This is a genomic window from Caulobacter sp. S45 (genome assembly GCF_009765965.1).
Classification (GTDB): Bacteria; Pseudomonadota; Alphaproteobacteria; order Caulobacterales; family Caulobacteraceae; genus CAHJWH01.
In genome coordinates this window covers 92445-108246 of the sequence record NZ_LMUL01000001.1, presented here as the reverse complement: position 1 = coordinate 108246, position 15802 = coordinate 92445, and the positions used below count along the sequence as shown (strand labels likewise).

At 67.5% G+C, this 15802-nt stretch carries 11 protein-coding genes; 7 read left to right on the top strand and 4 right to left on the bottom strand.

What is annotated here, in order from left to right; translation table 11 throughout:
* The first annotated feature begins 51 nt into the window (after nucleotides 1–51).
* Nucleotides 52–1704, top strand: coding sequence for a GMC oxidoreductase (locus GSQ87_RS00445; RefSeq protein ID WP_158912598.1), 1653 nt, complete (start codon nucleotides 52–54; stop codon nucleotides 1702–1704).
* Here GSQ87_RS00445 and GSQ87_RS00440 read toward each other — a convergent pair.
* Nucleotides 1614–2765, bottom strand: a complete 1152-nt coding sequence (locus GSQ87_RS00440; RefSeq protein ID WP_158912597.1) for an MFS transporter — start codon at nucleotides 2763–2765, stop codon at nucleotides 1614–1616. The two genes, GSQ87_RS00445 and GSQ87_RS00440, sit on opposite strands and share 91 nt — an antisense overlap.
* A gap of 393 nt (nucleotides 2766–3158) precedes the next feature.
* Between GSQ87_RS00440 and GSQ87_RS00435 the strand changes: the two genes are divergently transcribed.
* From GSQ87_RS00435 to GSQ87_RS00425, 3 genes are read left to right on the top strand one after another with little or no spacing between them, the layout of a single operon-like run.
* Nucleotides 3159–3959: a transglutaminase family protein gene (locus GSQ87_RS00435; protein ID WP_158912596.1), complete on the top strand. Its 801-nt coding sequence runs from the start codon at nucleotides 3159–3161 to the stop codon at nucleotides 3957–3959.
* Between the two features lie 42 nt (nucleotides 3960–4001).
* Nucleotides 4002–5819: a DUF885 family protein gene (locus GSQ87_RS00430; protein ID WP_158912595.1), complete on the top strand. Its 1818-nt coding sequence runs from the start codon at nucleotides 4002–4004 to the stop codon at nucleotides 5817–5819.
* A 12-nt stretch (nucleotides 5820–5831) separates the two neighbouring features.
* Nucleotides 5832–6245 carry a TonB family protein gene (locus tag GSQ87_RS00425; RefSeq protein ID WP_158912594.1) on the top strand — a complete coding sequence of 138 codons (414 nt, stop codon included), beginning with the start codon at nucleotides 5832–5834 and terminating at the stop codon, nucleotides 6243–6245.
* 332 nt (nucleotides 6246–6577) lie between these two features.
* Here the strand turns inward: GSQ87_RS00425 and GSQ87_RS00420 are convergent, their stop codons facing one another.
* The 3 genes from GSQ87_RS00420 to GSQ87_RS00410 form a co-directional block, all read right to left on the bottom strand.
* Complete coding sequence (locus GSQ87_RS00420; RefSeq protein ID WP_216838859.1) at nucleotides 6578–8020, bottom strand: peptide MFS transporter; 1443 nt, start codon at nucleotides 8018–8020, stop codon at nucleotides 6578–6580.
* A gap of 238 nt (nucleotides 8021–8258) precedes the next feature.
* A complete protein-coding gene (locus GSQ87_RS00415) occupies nucleotides 8259–9608 on the bottom strand; it encodes a HAMP domain-containing sensor histidine kinase (RefSeq protein WP_158912593.1) in 1350 nt (449 codons plus the stop codon).
* Nucleotides 9609–9622: 14 nt separating this feature from the next.
* A complete protein-coding gene (locus tag GSQ87_RS00410; RefSeq protein WP_158912704.1) occupies nucleotides 9623–10300 on the bottom strand; it encodes a response regulator transcription factor in 678 nt (225 codons plus the stop codon).
* 296 nt (nucleotides 10301–10596) lie between these two features.
* Between GSQ87_RS00410 and GSQ87_RS00405 the strand changes: the two genes are divergently transcribed.
* The 3 genes from GSQ87_RS00405 to GSQ87_RS00395 all read left to right on the top strand — a co-directional run bounded on the left by GSQ87_RS00405 (nucleotide 10597) and on the right by GSQ87_RS00395 (nucleotide 15471).
* On the top strand, nucleotides 10597–12921 hold the full coding sequence (locus tag GSQ87_RS00405; RefSeq protein WP_158912592.1) for a TonB-dependent receptor: 2325 nt from the start codon (nucleotides 10597–10599) through the stop codon (nucleotides 12919–12921).
* 63 nt (nucleotides 12922–12984) lie between these two features.
* Nucleotides 12985–13722: a phosphatase PAP2 family protein gene (locus GSQ87_RS00400; protein WP_158912591.1), complete on the top strand. Its 738-nt coding sequence runs from the start codon at nucleotides 12985–12987 to the stop codon at nucleotides 13720–13722.
* Between the two features lie 90 nt (nucleotides 13723–13812).
* Nucleotides 13813–15471 carry a hypothetical protein gene (locus GSQ87_RS00395; RefSeq protein WP_158912590.1) on the top strand — a complete coding sequence of 553 codons (1659 nt, stop codon included), beginning with the start codon at nucleotides 13813–13815 and terminating at the stop codon, nucleotides 15469–15471.
* Nucleotides 15472–15802: the final 331 nt, after the last annotated feature.

Sequence of the window (15802 nt, the reverse complement as noted above, 5' to 3'; positions counted from 1 at the left end):
TTGGCGTTAGCCCCCTGCCGATGAACGCGCGGCGTCACAAGGGGATGCGCCATGGTCGACGGCCGCTACGATCTCATCATCATCGGATCGGGCGCCGGCGGTGGAACCCTGGCGCTGGAGTTGGCGCGGACAGGCAAGCGCATCCTGCTGCTGGAGCGCGGCGACTACCTCAAGCGAGAGCGGGACAACTGGGACTCCAAGGCCGTGTTCGTCGACGGCAAGTACCAGGCCAAGGACACCTGGTACGATGGGACCGGCCACGCCTTCCATCCCGGCCTGCACTATGTGGTGGGCGGCAACACCAAGGTGTATGGCGGCGCCCTGTTCCGCCTGCGCGAGCAGGACTTCGGCGAACTGGTCCACCAGGACGGCGTCTCGCCGGCGTGGCCGCTGGGCTACGACGTGTTCGAGCCCTATTACACCCGCGCCGAACAGCTCTTCCACGTCCACGGCCTGCGCGGCGCCGATCCCACCGAGCCCTGGGCCAGCGCGCCCTACCCCCATCCGCCCGTTCGTCACGAGCCGCGCATCCAGGCCCTGAACGACGCCCTGGAGAAGGCCGGACACCACCCCTATCCCCAGCCGCTGGCGATCCTGCTGGACGAGGTCGACGGCAAGGTCTCGCCCCATAGCGCCTGCGTGCGCTGCGACGCCTTCGACGGCTTCCCCTGCCTGACCAACGGCAAGGCCGACGCCCAGATCATCTGCGTCGACCCGGCGATCCAGCATTCCAACGTGACCCTGCTGACCGGCGCCTATGTCGAGCGGCTGGAGACCGACGCCTCTGGCCGCACGGTCACCGCCGTGCACGTGACCCGCAACGGCGCTTCGGAGATTTATAGCGCGGACATCGTGGTCTCCGCCTGCGGAGCGCTGTCGTCGGCCCTGCTGATGTTCCGGTCGGCCAGCGAGGCGCATCCGAACGGGCTGGCCAACGGTTCGGACCAGGTGGGGCGCAACTACATGCGCCACAACAACTCCGCCTTCATGGCCATCTCCCGCGAGCCCAACGACACGGTTTTCCAGAAGACCCTGTCGCTCTGCGACTTCTACTTCGGGGCCGAGGACTACCAATTCCCGATGGGCTGCATCCAGATGATCGGCAAGTCGCACGGGGAGCAGGTGCGCGGCGAAGCCCTGCCCCCGTTCCTGTCGTTCTTCCCGGAAAAGCCGTTCGACGAACTGGCGCGCCATTCGCTGGACTTCTGGGTGATGACCGAGGACCTGCCGCTGGCGAGCAACCGGATCACGCTGGGCCATGACGGGCGGGTGATGCTCGACATGAAGCCGACCGGCGACGAGGCGCACCGGCGGCTGCGCCATAAGCTGGAGGGGCTGCTGTCGGCGGTCGACGCCCATCCGCACCTGCTGTCGCGCTCGCTCTATCTGGGCAAGGACATCCCCATCGGCGGCACCGCCCACCAGGCCGGGACCCTGCGCTTCGGGACCGATCCGCAGAACTCGGTGCTGGACCTGAACTGCCGGACCCACGAGGTGGACAACCTCTACGTGGTCGACGCCTCCTTCTTCCCCTCGATCGGGGCGGTGAACCCGACCCTGACCATCATCGCCAATGCGCTGAGGGTGGCGGAGCATATCGCCGAGCGGCTGGGTCAGCCCTTGCGGCCGGATCGTCCGGCGACGAGCACCATCAGCAGGCCCGCCGCCGACATGCCGGCCCCCGCGACGGAGACCCACGGATAGGCCAGGCCGAGCGCGATCACCCCGCCGCCGAGCGCCGCGCCGGCTGCATTGCCCAGGTTGAACGCCCCGATATTGATCGAAGAGGCCAGGTTGGGCGCATCGTGGGCCACCTGCATCACGCGCGCCTGCAAGGCCGGCACCAGGGCGAAGGTGGCCACGCCCCAGGCGAACACCGTGGCGATCGCCGGGATGACGGAATGCATGGTCAGCGCGAACAGCAGCAGCAGGCCGGTCAGGGCCGCAAGCACCACCACCAGCGTCGGCGTCAGCGCCTTGTCGGCGAACCGGCCGCCCAGCGCGTTGCCGATGGTCAGCCCGATCCCGTAGACCACCAGGGCGACGGTGACCAAGGTCGGGCTTGCATGGGTCACGTGCTGCAGGATCGGCGCGATATAGGTGAAGACGGTGAACATGGCCGCCGACCCCAGCGCCGTGGTCGCCAGCGCCAGCAGCACCGCGGGACGGCCGAGCACGCGCAGCTCGCGGCCGATGTCGACCTTCTCGTGGCTCGGCATGCGCGGCAGGGCCACAGCCAAGGCGATCAGGGTCAGCACGCCCAGCCCACCGATGCCCGCAAACGCCGCGCGCCAGCCGATGTGCTGGCCGACCCAGGTCGCCAGCGGCACCCCACCGATATTGGCGATGGTCAGGCCGCTGAACACCGCCGCCACCGCGCCGGCCTCCTTGCCCTTGCCGACCAGCTTGGTCGCCACCACCGAGCCGACCCCGAAGAAGGCCCCATGGCAGAGCGAGGTGACCAGCCGCGAGGCCATCAGCCAGCCATAGCCGGGCGCTGCCGCCGACAGGAAACTGCCTAGGGTGAACAGCGCCATCAGCCCCAACAATAGGTGCTTGCGGTCAAAACCGCCGGTCGGCAGAGTCATCAGCGGCGCGCCGGCCAGCACGCCCAGCGCATAGCCGGTGACCAACATACCTGCCGTGGGGATCGAGACGTGCAGGCCGTCGGCGATCACCGGCAAAAGCCCCATGGGCGCGAATTCGGTGACGCCGATGCTGAATGCGCCGACGGCGAGCGCCAAGACGGGCCAATTCGGTTTCAATACGGCTCTCCGAATGCTTCTGTGCGTGGTGTTGGAGCACACACGGACCCAGGACGTCAGACGTCCGGTGGGACAGGATGGCCGCCATGGCTGAACGCGCGTCGCGTTCATGGCGTCTCTTACGCTCGACCCACTGAAAACGAGAACGCGTTCGGAGCCCGGCGCCACCCATACCGGGTGCGAGGCCTTCCTGCCCGATCTGGGAGCATAGATCTTCTGGATGGACCCCAGGATCTGCTCCGGGGTCAGGCGTTGCAGGCATGCGCAGACCACCGCCCCAGGGCAATCGGGGTTTTACCGGGGGCCTGATCGAGCCGCCCATTGCCTTCCGCAGCCGCTTGGCTTCTCACTGTCAGGTCGAGCATCCGCCGGCGCCGGGCAGGATCGACCAGTTTGAAGATACGCGCGGGCTACGACATCGGCTACGACTGCCTCGGCCCGACGCCCATGCTCCTGGTGCTGAGCATCCGCCCGGAGCGCCTGCCGGACCTGCTCACACCCCAGATCATGGCCGTGACCCCGGACGTCCCGGTCAGCGTCTATCACGATCAGTTCGGCAACACCTGTCATCGCCTGCTGGCTCCCGGCGGCCCGATCCGGTTCAGCGCCGATTTCACCATCTCGGATTCCGGCGAACCGGACGTGGTGGTGTTGGACGCCGAGCAGCACGGGATCGAGCATCTACCGGACGACACGCTGCTGTTCCTGCTGGCGAGCCGCTATTGCGAAACCGACGTCCTGATGGATGTCGCCTGGCAGGAGTTCGGCCGTGTGCAGGGCGGTTGGCGGCGGGTGCAGGCCATCGTCGACTACGTGAACGACCGGATTCAGTTCGGCTATCACCATGCCCGGCTGGACCGCACCGCCAACAGCGCCCATGTCGATCGCCTGGGCGTCTGCCGCGACTACGCCCACCTCGCCATCGCCCTATGCCGGTGCATGAACATCCCGGCGCGCTATTGCACGGGCTACCTCGGCGACATCGGTGTTCCGCTGGTCCCGCCCATGGACTTCTCCGCCTGGATGGAGGTCTTCATCGGCGGTCGCTGGTATATCTTCGATCCGCGCAACAACCGCCCACGTATTGGGCGCATCCTTCAAGGCTACGGCCGAGACGCCACCGATGTCGCCATCAGCACCAGCTTTGGCGCCGCTCTCTTGACGAAGTTCGAAGTCGTCGCGGATGAAGTGTAGCGGACTCCGCCGTCCTTAGACGGAGTCGATGGGGAAGATCGGATGGATCGTAGGCGTTTCCTTTACACGACGGCCGCCGCCGCCTCTGCGCTGACGGCCGGCCCCGCGCTCGCGCAGGCGGACAACGATTCCCACGCAAGGCTGGACGAGCTGTTCAAGGCGCTGTTCCAGGAGGACCTGCGCCTCAGCCCCGAGGGCGCCACCCAACTCGGCCTCGACAAGGGCCCCAACGCCGACCTGCGCGGCAAGCTGCGCGACGAGAGCGTCACCGGCCGGGCCGCCGTCAAGGCGTCTACCGCCGCCCAACTCGCCAGGCTCAAGGCCTTCCCGCGCGAGAGCCTCTCGCCGGCCGACCGGATCAATTACGACGTGGTGGTCTACACCCGCGAGAGCGCGCGGCGCGTCCAGGCGTTCGACTTCGGCGGCGCGGCGTTCGGGCCGTCGCCCTACGTGGTCAGCCAGCTCACCGGCGTCTACCAAAGCGTGCCGGATTTCCTGGACACCAAGCACAAGATCACGAGCACTGAGGACGCCGACGCCTACCTCTCGCGCATGGCCGCCTTCGCCGTGCAACTGGACGACCAGACCGCGCAGATGCGCCATGACGCGGGCCTGGGCGTGATCCCGCCGGACTTCATCTGCGACATCAGCCTGACCCAGATGGCGGCGATGCATACCGCCCCCGAACAGTCGCTGCTGGTCACCTCGATCGCCAAACGAGCCAAGGACAAGGGCCTGTCCGATCGCTACGCCGCCGACGCCGCCAAGATCTACGCCGAGAAGATCAGTCCGGCGCTGGAGCGCCAGACCGCGGAGATGCGCAGGTTCCGCGCCCGCGCCGGCCACGACGCCAGCCTGCGCCGGTTGAAGGACGGCGAGGCTTTCTACGCCGCAGCCCTGCATGCAGCGACCACCACCAACCTGACGCCCGACGAAGTGCACAAGCTGGGCCTGGAGCAGGGCAAGGAAATCATCGCCCGTATGGACGAGGTGCTGAAGACCCAGGGCCTGACCCAGGGCACGGTCGGCGACCGCGTATCGGCCCTCTACAAGGACCCGCAGTACCTCTATCCCAACACCGACGCCGGCAAAGCCGCCTGCATCGCGTACGGCAACAAGCGGCTGGCCGAGATCACGCCGGAGCTGCCGCGCGCGTTCAAGCGCCTGCCGCCCTATAGGTTCGAGGTGCGCCGCGTGCCGCCCCAGACCGAGGCCGGCGCCGCCTCGGCCTTCTCGCAGGGACCGGCCATCGACGGGTCCCGGCCCGGCCTCGTCTACATCAACCTGCAAGACACCGCCGAGTGGCCGAGGTTCGCCCTGTCGACCACGGTGTTCCACGAGGGCCTGCCGGGCCACCAGCTCGAAGGCGGCCTGGCCCTGTCTAACAAGGACCTGCCGCTGATCCGCAAGGTCGGCGGCTTTTCCAGCTACGCCGAAGGCTGGGCGCTGTACGCCGAGCAGCTCGCCGACGAACTGGGCATGTACAAGGACGATCCGGTCGGCCGGGTCGGCTATCTGAAGGCGCAACTGTTCCGCTGCAGCCGCTGCGTGGTCGACACCGGCATCCACCACATGGGCTGGAGCCGCGAGCAGGCCATCGCCTACTTCGTGCAGACCGACGGCGACTCCCCCGGCCGTTCGGATCGCGAAGTGGCGCGTTACACCTCCACGCCCGGCCAGGCCTGCAGCTACAAGATCGGCCATACGGTGTGGACCCGCGCCCGCACCCGCGCCGAGCACACCCTGGGACCGCGCTACGACATCAAGGATTTCCACGAGGCCGGGCTAAGCTACGGCCGCGTGCCGCTGGACATCCTGGACGGGGTGATCGACAGCTACATCAAGTCCAAGAGCGCCTAACCCCATCGGTCCATGCGATCCCCAGTCCTTTTAGCGAGTGCGACGGTCCTGGCGTTGGGAGGCTGCCAGACGGCGGCCCGCCATCGGCCGGCGCCAGGACTCACGCCCGCCCCCGCACCCGATGCGCTGATCAACCGGCCGCTCGCGGTGGGGGAGAAGCCCTGGCTCAAGGTGCCGACCGGCGGTCAGGTCGCGAAGCTGTTCCCGCGCAAGGCCAAGGCCGCCCACATCGACGGCCGGGTGCGGATCAGGTGCCGGGTGCGGCCCTCGGGCCTGCTCACCAATTGCACCGTCCTGGAGGAAACCCCGAAGGGCTACGGCTTTGGCGGCGCGACCCTGAAGTTCTCCAAGCTGCTCCAGCTGACGCCCGGCCCGTACGGACCCGCGACCACCCTGGAAACGCCGATAAATTGGCGCGCGGAATAGCCGTTCCGCCGCCCCCGGCGTGACGCCATTTCTAATAGCGCCTTCAGAAGAGCTGGTTGGCCATCCGCCGTGGCGACGGGCATGCATGGGCTACGTCAGACCGGACCCGCAACGCCCGTGCTCAAGCTCACGTCGCCTTCCCGCTCGAAAACAGTCCGCGACTATGTGATCGCGTTCGTGCTTCCGGTTATCGCCATAGCGACGGTGCTGGCGGCGCATGCTGCGAACGCGCCGGGAATTAAGACAGTCGCTTCGGCGAGCTTCACATCGCACCGCTGAGACCAGCAGCTAAAACGCCTGCAATCGCGGACTGAAGACCTCGAGGCTCAGGCTCACGAAATGGCCGGGTTCGCCTGAGCTGTAGGGGACGGCGCAACCTTGGCGCTCGCCTCCGGATCGACCATCGGCGTCAGGATGCGCCGGAAAGCCAGGGCCAGCCCCAGCAGCATGACGCCGCCTGAGGCGACCAGGCCTGAGTGCAGCAGCCAGAAGGCGGTCGGCGTCATGGTTTCCAGCAGCCCGCCCAGCCAGCCGACCAGCATGTTGGCGGCGAACAGGCTCAAATAATAGACGCCGATCATCACCCCGCCCACGGCCTTCGGCGAGGCGCGGGAGAACAGGGCGAGGCCGACGGGAAAGACGTTGGCCACGCCGACCTCGTTGACGAAATGGAACGCCAACGCCCAGGCTAGCCCGATCCGCCGTCCGCTGACGGCTTCGTGTGCGCTCGCCAGGGCCAGGATCAGCGGAGCCGTCGCCGAGATGGCCACGCCAAGCACGAGCTTTACGATCTCGTCGGGCTCGCGGCGTCGGATCGCCCACCAACGCCAGAACATCACCGTGAAGGCCATCGCGCCCGTGGCGATGAAGGCGTCCGCCGAGATCAGCCATGTCACCGGCAGGGCCTGGCCGAATACCCGAAGGTTAAGGTGCGCGTCGCCCCAGACCAGATAGGCGTTGAACATCTGCTGGTTGCCGACCGAGGACAGGGCGAGCGCTGGCAAAAGCGCCAACAACACGGCGATGGTCAGCCCCTCCCCCTTCACCAACCTCGGCCGGGGCGCGTCATCGCGCTTCCCCGTGCGCCGAGCCTCCGGATATAGGCGCGTTCCGGAGAGATAGACGGCAAGCCCGACCAGCATGCCCACGCCCGCTGCGGCGAAGCCCCAATGCCAGGCGACCCGCTGGCCCAGGGCGCCGCAGACCAGGGGCGATACGATCGCCGCCATGCTGATCCCGATCATGTAGATCTGGAAGGCGTCCGCGCGCCTCAGATCGCCCGGCGCATAGAGCTCTCCCACCTGGGTGGCCATATTGCCTTTGAAACACCCGACACCGATCACCAGGCAGGCGAGAGCAACCAGGAACGGCGCTTCGAAGGCCATGAGAAAGTGGCCGGCCACGAGCAGGCAGGCGCCGCGCGTGATCGTGCGGGTCCGCCCGAGCCCCCGGTCGGCGAGCAGGCCGCCGGCGATCGGCGTCAGGTATACGCCGCCGGAGTAGAGACCGAAGATGGCCGAGGCCAATGCGCCGACCGAGAGGTGACGGCCATACAGGTGCTCCACCGCACCGCGAAACGCCGCGAAGCCGGCGACATGCTCCACATGGCCGGGCAGGAGCAGCCGCTGCCCCATATAGAGCACCAGCAGCGCCTGCATCCCGGAGAAGGAAAAGCGCTCCCAGGCGTCGGCGAAAGTCAGATAGCCAAGGCCAAGGGGGTGCCCGAGGAATAGCCGCGCCCTGGGCGTCGCATCCGTCCCGGGCTTCGCCATCATCTCGGACCCAGAGCCAAGGTGTGCGGCCGGGCGCACGCCCAGCGGCCGTCGCCACCCTTGTCGCCCGTTCGCCGCACCCGTCACGCCCTAGCCCTGCTTCGCCTATGGGTAGGACAAAACCCTCAACGCGCAAGGCTTTCTCAGCCGACGAACATCATCGCGCGCCAGCTGATCAAGGAAGCGGCGCGCCGCCCGAACGGCTAGACGCCGAGGTGGACGTCCCATTGGGCTGTCTCGCCTAGCGGCTGGTCTCGAGGTCCGGAACCTGGAAGGCGAGCTCGACGCCGAGGCCGGGCCGGGCGTCATTGAGACTCAGGCTGGCGCCGTGCCGGGCGGCGATGGCCGAGACGATCGAGAGACCCAGACCCGAGCCTGGCGTGTGCCGGCTCGGCTCCAACCGGACGAAGGGTTTCAGCACCGCCTCGCGGTCCGCCAGCGCAACGCCTGGGCCATCGTCGCTGACGCACAGCGCCACATGACCCCGCTGGTGGCGGACCTCCACCCGGACGCGCGCGCCGACCGGCGTGTGACGCAGCGAATTCTCCAGCAGGTTCGACACCACCTGCGCCAGCAGCTGGCCGTCGCCGTGGAGATGGGCCGAGGCGCAATCCACCTCCAGCCGCCGACCACTGTCCTCGATATCCGGGCGAAAGGCTTCCGCCACGCGTTCGGCGACCTCGCCCAGGTCGATCCGAGGGTCGGACGGCCCGCCGCTCTGGCCGCCGATCTCCGATAGCTGCAGCAGGGCGTCGAAGGTCCGCAACACCTCGGCGATATCGTCTTCGACGCCCCGGATCTCGGCCAGCAGCGCGGGATCGCGCGCCGCGCCGGCCCGTACCCGTTCGAGCTTCTGATGCACGCGGGTCAGCGGCGTGCGCATGTCATGGGCGATGTCCACCGACACCTGTCGGAGCTGGTCGAGCAGCACCTCGATGCGCTCGAGCATGCCGTTGAACATCTGCCCCAATTCGTCGAGATCGTCGCGCCGACGCCCTCGCCGCACGGGCGCGCGAACATCCAGCCGGCCGTCCGCAACCTGCCGCGCGGCGTCGGCGATGGCGCCGATGCGCCTCCAGGCCTGGCGGTTGAACAGGTAGGAGGTCAGCAGGCAAAACCCCACGCCTAGACCGCCGAACACCAGCAGGCTGCGCGCGGTGGAGGCCATCTGACCCGACGCCGCCGTCAGGTCCTGGCCTACCGTCAGCAATCCGCCATCCGGCAACCGCCTGGAGAACACCAGGAAGGTGCGCGATCCGACGCGCAGGTCGGTCCAGCCCGGGCCGACCCCGCTCGGCAGGCGACCGCCGCGATAGACGCCCTGGGGATCGGTGAGGCGATAGTCGAAGCCGCGCCACAGCCGCTCCCGCTTCGCGATGGTGTGGCGCAGGTGGACCGCGCCCTTCTGGACGAATTCGTCGTCCAGCGAGACGACTTCTCCGTAGACGTGGTCGCGGATGTTCTCCCGGCTCAGGTGCTGGATCGAAAGCAGGGCCATGCATCCCGCCAGGATGAAGGCCGCCAGCACCACGGCGGCGTTCACCAGCGCCAGCCGCACGCCGGTGCGCGCCATCAGAGGGCGGAGCGACATCCCGCGCGGCGGCGTCATGCGGCGCCGATCACGTAGCCCGCTCCCCGTATGGTCGAGATCATAGGCGCGGAGCCCTCCGTCTCGATCTTCCCACGTAGGCGGCTGAGGTGGGTCTCGACGATATTGGTGCGCGGATCGAAGTGGAAGCCCCAGACCCGCTCCAGCAGCATGGTGCGGGTGACGACCTGACCGGCGTTCAGCAGCAGGAACTCCAGCAGCTTGAATTCCAGGGGCAGCAGATCGATCTCGCGGTTCCCCCGCCGAACGGTGCGCTCCAACCTGTCCATCGTCAGGTCGTCGGCCTTCAGCACCGTGCGTTCGCGCAAGGGGGCGACAGCGCGGCGGGCCAGGGCGTTGACCCGGGCGTTCAGCTCGGCCTGGGAATAGGGCTTGACCAGATAGTCGTCGCCGCCGCCCTCAAGACCCGCCACCCGGTCGGAGACCGAGCCCATGGCGGTGAGGAACAGCACCGGGGTCTGGCTCCCACCGGCCCGCAAAGCTTGCACCACCGACAGGCCGTTCAGGCGCGGCAGCATGCGATCGACGATGATCACGTCGTAACCGCCGGCGGAGGCGCGGCTCAGGCCGTCTTCGCCATCGGGGGCGATCTCCACGGCGCAACCGGCGTCCTCAAGCCCGCGCGCCATGCGCGCGGCGGCCTCGGCCTCGTCCTCGATCACGAGCAACCGCAGGGCCTGAAACGCGTCTTCCCGAAAAGGTTGCACCGTCATGACGGAAAATCCAGGTGGATCGCCGGATCGTCCCGAATAGGCCGTCTCGGCGAACCAAGCAACTACAGCAAACATTGAGATATCTCAATGTAGGGCGGACACGGATTACCCGCGCTTCCATTGCGTCGATTTCCGCTGACGCCGCAACACTTTAGCCGACACTGTAATATAACTGACAAGAAACTGACGGTTATCCTTCACTTGTCGCGGAGGGGAGGGATCGGGTGAAAGCCGCCCAACTTCCGGGGGATACACTCATGTCACGCCGTTCTCGCCATCTTACGGGCCGCGCCTCCACCGCCGGCTCGCTGTTCGCCCTGGCCGCAGCGGGCGTTCTCGCAGGCGCAGCCAACACCGCCCGGGCCGCCGACGCCGCGGCGCCTGTCGCCACCGCCGCCCCGGACACCGGCCCGACCACCTACGCCAAGGATGCGCCCGAGCTGGAGACCGTGGTGGTCACCGCCTCGCGCGGCACCGCCGCCGCCCTGGCGCCTGCGACCGCGCCCCTGACGACGCGCGAGCCGGCCTCGGTGATCAACCGGACCTTCATCGAGGACTCTGTCCCCGACACCGGCGACTACAACGAGATCGTGATGTTCGCGCCCGGTGTCACCGCCGCCCCGTCCTCGAACGGGCCGGGCCTGGGCGAGAGCGAGCCGACCCTGCGCGGCTTTACGGACGGCGAGTACAACGTCACCTTCGACGCCATCCCCTTCGCCGATACCAACGACCCCACCCACCACTCCACCGCCTATTTCCCCGCCTCCACCCTCGGCGCAGTCCAGATCGACCGCGGTCCGGGCGATGCGGGCAACCTCGGCCAGGCCACCTACGGCGGTTCGATCAATCTGTTCTCGCGCACCCTGACCGACGACGCCTACCTGCAGCAGAAGGCCACCTACGGCAGCTGGGACACCAGCAACTTCGTCACCACCCTGCAAAGCGGCAAGATCAGCCAGCTCCACGACACCCGCATCGCAGCCGGGTTCCAGGAACTGGACTCCAGCGGCGCCCTGAGCTTCAACCACGTCCACGAGTACAATCAGTTCCTGAAGATCGAAACACCGATCGACTCGCACCTGACCTTCTCGGCCTTCGCCACCCACAACAGCGGCACCGACAACGAGCCGGACAATCCCGGCGTGACCATGGCCCAGGAGCAGAAGTACGGTAAGAACTTCTCGCTGACCAACAACCCGGCTTCGCCGACCTATTACGGCTACAACACGGTCAGCAAGGAGACCGACCTCGAATACATGCGCTTGAAGGGCAATTACGACCCCGGCTTCAGTTTCGAGGACAGCGTCTACACCTACGCCTATCGTAACGACACCCTGTCGGCCACCGACACCACCCAGGACGCCGCGGAAGTGGCGGCCGGAACCTTTCCCACCGACGCCGTCGGCTCCAAGGCCGCCCCCAAGGGCAACCTGGATGTGCTGGGCTATGACAAGCTCAACGAATACAGGGTCTTCGGCAACATCCTGCGCCTGAAGGAAGACCTGGGCATGGTCGATGTCCGCGCCGGCCTCTGGTACGAGACCGCAGTCACCAACCGCCACCGCTTCGACCTCGACCGCACCCTGGACAACGCGCCGAACCCGATCGAGAAGGCGCCCGCCATCGGCCCCGCTCCGCCGGCCAACATCCAGTTCCAAGAGCGCTCGAAGTGGATTCACTACGAGCCCTTCGTGGACGTGGACATCAAGCCGTTCCCCGGGCTGACCATCACGCCGGGCGTGAAGTACTTCAACCTCGACCGCAAGGTCGACTCGCCGGTCAACTCCAAGACCCGGGTCGAGGACACGGTCAGCGCCGAGACCTTCCAGCGGACGCTGGCGTTCGCCTCGGCCAACTACCTGATCGCTCACAACTGGTCGGCCTACGCCCAGTACGCCCAGGGCTTCCTGGCCCCGCCGCTGAGCATCTTCTACGTGCTCGCCCCCGGCGCCACAGAACTTAAGCCGCAGACGTCGACCAACTATCAAGTCGGCTCGGTGTACAACACTAACAAATTTACCTTCGACGCCGACTACTATTACATCGAGCTTAAAAACGCGATCGTGAAGGTCACCGGCTCCGACTCCAACCCGGTGGAAGCCAACGATCCGGGCACCTCGATCTACAAGGGGATCGAGGGCGAGGCGACCTACGCGCTCTATCCGGGCTTGGCCGTATTCGCCAACGGCTCGACCAACTCGGCCGAGGACAGCACCCACAAGCAGGTGGCCGAAGCCCCGACCTGGGTCGCCGCCATCGGCGGCATCTACAAGTACAACAAGGTCAGCGTCGCGCTGCTGAACAAGTTTATCGGCCCACAGTGGGCGATCGCCGGCGAGCCAAGCAACTACAAGATCAACCCCTACAACACCTCCAACCTGATCCTTGGCTACGACTTCGGTCGCATCAAGGCGCAGATCGGCATCTACGACCTGTTCGACAACACCAACGTCACCGCCATCACCCAGAACGATGGCACGGCGGTGTTCGGCGGTCCGGCTCCCAGCCCGCTCAATAACCACGACCAGTATTTCTTCCAGCCGGGCCGCAGCGTCCAGTTCACCCTGCGCGCCACGCTCTAAGGGCGCACACCTTGCGGAGGGGCCATGTCGCGGCCCCTCCCCCTCTTCCTTCTCGGAGTTTCCATGTCCCTCCGCCTTCTCGGCGGCGCCTTGGCGCTGGCCCTGCTCGCCCATGCCGGCGTCGTTCAAGCCAAACCAGCCGGCGGCGCGGCTGGACCGCAGATCCTGAACCCGATCGCCATCGACCCCCTGCGGCTGCTGCCGCCCTTCCCGGTGGACGGATCGGCGACGCAGGCCGAAGAACTGGCCGAGCTTCGCCGCCTTCAAGCGACCCGTACGCCCGCCGAGTTCGAGCGGGCCAAGTGGAACGCAGAGCATGAGGACGCCACCGCCTTCGCCTCCGCCATGGGCCCCAAGTTCGACCTGGCGAAGCTGCCCGCCACCGCCCGCCTGCTGCAGGACGTCCGCGCCGAGCAGGCCGCGATCTCCAAGCGCGCCAAGAGCGAGTTCCATCGCACGCGGCCCTGGGTCGCCGACCCCGCCATCGTCGGTTGCCCGCACGGCGGCGACAAGGGCAAGTCCGCCTATCCCAGCGGCCATTCGACCCTGGGCTATACCCTGGCCGTGGTGATGGCCGACCTGGCGCCCGAGCAGGCCCAGTCGGTGCTGGCCCGGGCCGCCGACTACGCCCACGACCGTCTGGTCTGCGGCGCCCATTACCGTAGCGACGTGGTCGCCGGTCAGGCCATGGGCGTAGCGATCGGGGTGGAGCTGCTGCGCGCGCCGGCGCTGAAGCCGGAGCTGGACGCCGCGCGTCGCGAACTGGCTACGGCCGGCGTCACACAGGCGCCGTCGCCCTAGGCGCAGAAAGGTTAGGCGGGGTTCGTTCTGATCGGACGCAAACCGAAGGGGTGACAGGTTCGCGTCAGCCTATAGGCGGATGATCGTCCAATGCGCCAAGCCCGCCCTCGCCCCAAGACCTTCCGATCACCGCTGCTGTTCGCGGCGTCCTGCGCCTCAGCCCTCGGGGCGGCCGCAATCGTTCAAGCCGCGCCCTCGACGCCCAGCCCGATCGCGCCCGCGGAATGCAGGGCCCATGTTGGCTACAATCTGAATGCGGAGCTTCCCGGCTACCTGATCGCCTCGTCGGACGGGGCGCGGCGGTGCGTGCCCTTCACCGCCACCACGGCCAAGCCGCCAGCCGGCTACCGGGGCGACTACTACGTCGACGAATTCACCGACGCCAAGATGCGGGCGGCCTGGGCTGTCTGCAAGGCGGATACGGCCTGCGACGCGCGGCTGGAGCCCCACATCACCGGCCGCGCGCCGCCGAACAAGGACCATCGCACCACCGACCCGCACGGGCTCTACCTGCTCGGTCGCGTGAACCCGGATGGGACCGGCGACCTAACATCGATCCGACGGCCGGCCTTCTTCGGCGCCGCGCCCTGGCGCGAGCCGATCGCGCAGGCCGACGCGGACACCTTCGTCGTGGAGTTCACCACCGACCGCGATCCGTATGAACGGCTGACGCTGCATCTGGATACGCCGGTCAAGCTGCGCGGCTGGTATATGCGGGGCCAAGGGGTGGACGACGGCGCGGGGCGCAAGGTCCGCTCCCTGATCATCATGAGCGCCGGTGGCGGCGGCCGGATCGTGGCCATCGAGGACCCGACGAACCAACTCTACCACATGGACCCCAAGACGGGCCGCAGCGTGCTGAACAAGCTGCCGAGCGCTGTCAGCGGCGTGACCGGTCAACGGGCCTGGCGCCGGTTCATGTACATCCTGAACCAGGCCGGCTTCGACGTGTTGAGCTACGACCGGCGTGGCGTGGGACTATCCAGCGGCGTGGACGACACCGACACCGTGCAGCAGGCCCGAGACGTGCTCCGCGTTATCACCGAGCTCAAGACCGGCGACGGCGTGCGGGTGGCGACGCCCACGGGCCAGGTGCTCGAGGGCCGCGCTGCGACCAGGGCGGTGATGACGGGGGTGGACGCGGGGCGCCTGCCCGTCCTGCTGATGGGCAGTTCGCGCGGCACCATGACCAGCGGCTTCGCCATGGCGCGCAACTTCGACAAGACCTGCGAATACGACATGCCGACCGTCGCCTGCGGACCGCCCGTGGGGCTGAAGAACCTCGTCGGCGTTATGCAGCTTTCCGACTACACCGCGGGCCCCGGCTACATCACCTACCCCACCGACGAAGAGGACGACGACCGCATCCTGTTCGAAGGCGGCACGGAGGTGCAGAACCACATCGCCTTCTTCCCCAGCTCGGCGATCCTGGCCAGCGTACCCAAGTGGCCGGCCCTGTTCATCGGCCGGGGCCTGTGGGACTTCGCCGAGAGCCTGGAAGGCGCCGTCGTCGCCTATGACCGCGCGACCGGGCTGAAGGAGTTGGTGGTGGTGCGCGCGCCCCATCCGATCGAAACCTGGCCCGAGGCGGAACAGCAACGCGTCCTCGGCCGCATGATCGCCTTCGCCACGGCGGCGACGCTTGGACAGAAGACGGCGCCGGGCGCGCGGAGCTGGACCGACAGTAAGTCGCTAGCCGCAACGACGCCCGACCTGTGGGAGCCCTCGTCGGAACCTGGGAAGCGCTAAGGCCGGAGAGGCTCCGGGCTGGCGGATCGCCCGCGCGACCTCCGCGAGCCCTTCAACGGCTCTTTCCACACGCGACAGAACCAAATACCGCAGCAATCCTAAATTGCCCTCATGCGGTGCGACATGAACTTGGAATCGCCACGCCGGCCCAGCCACCGCACCCCAAACCCGGTTTCCAGAGCCAACGATACGGATCGGCTCGATCGGCACGATTTCCGAGTTGGCCTGGGGGGCCTTAGGCGGATCAAGCCGCCGCCTGTGAGCCTGTTGCTGATCCTCCTGGGACTATTTTGCGGGGCGCCTATCGTCGAGGCGGCACCGAGCGGACCGG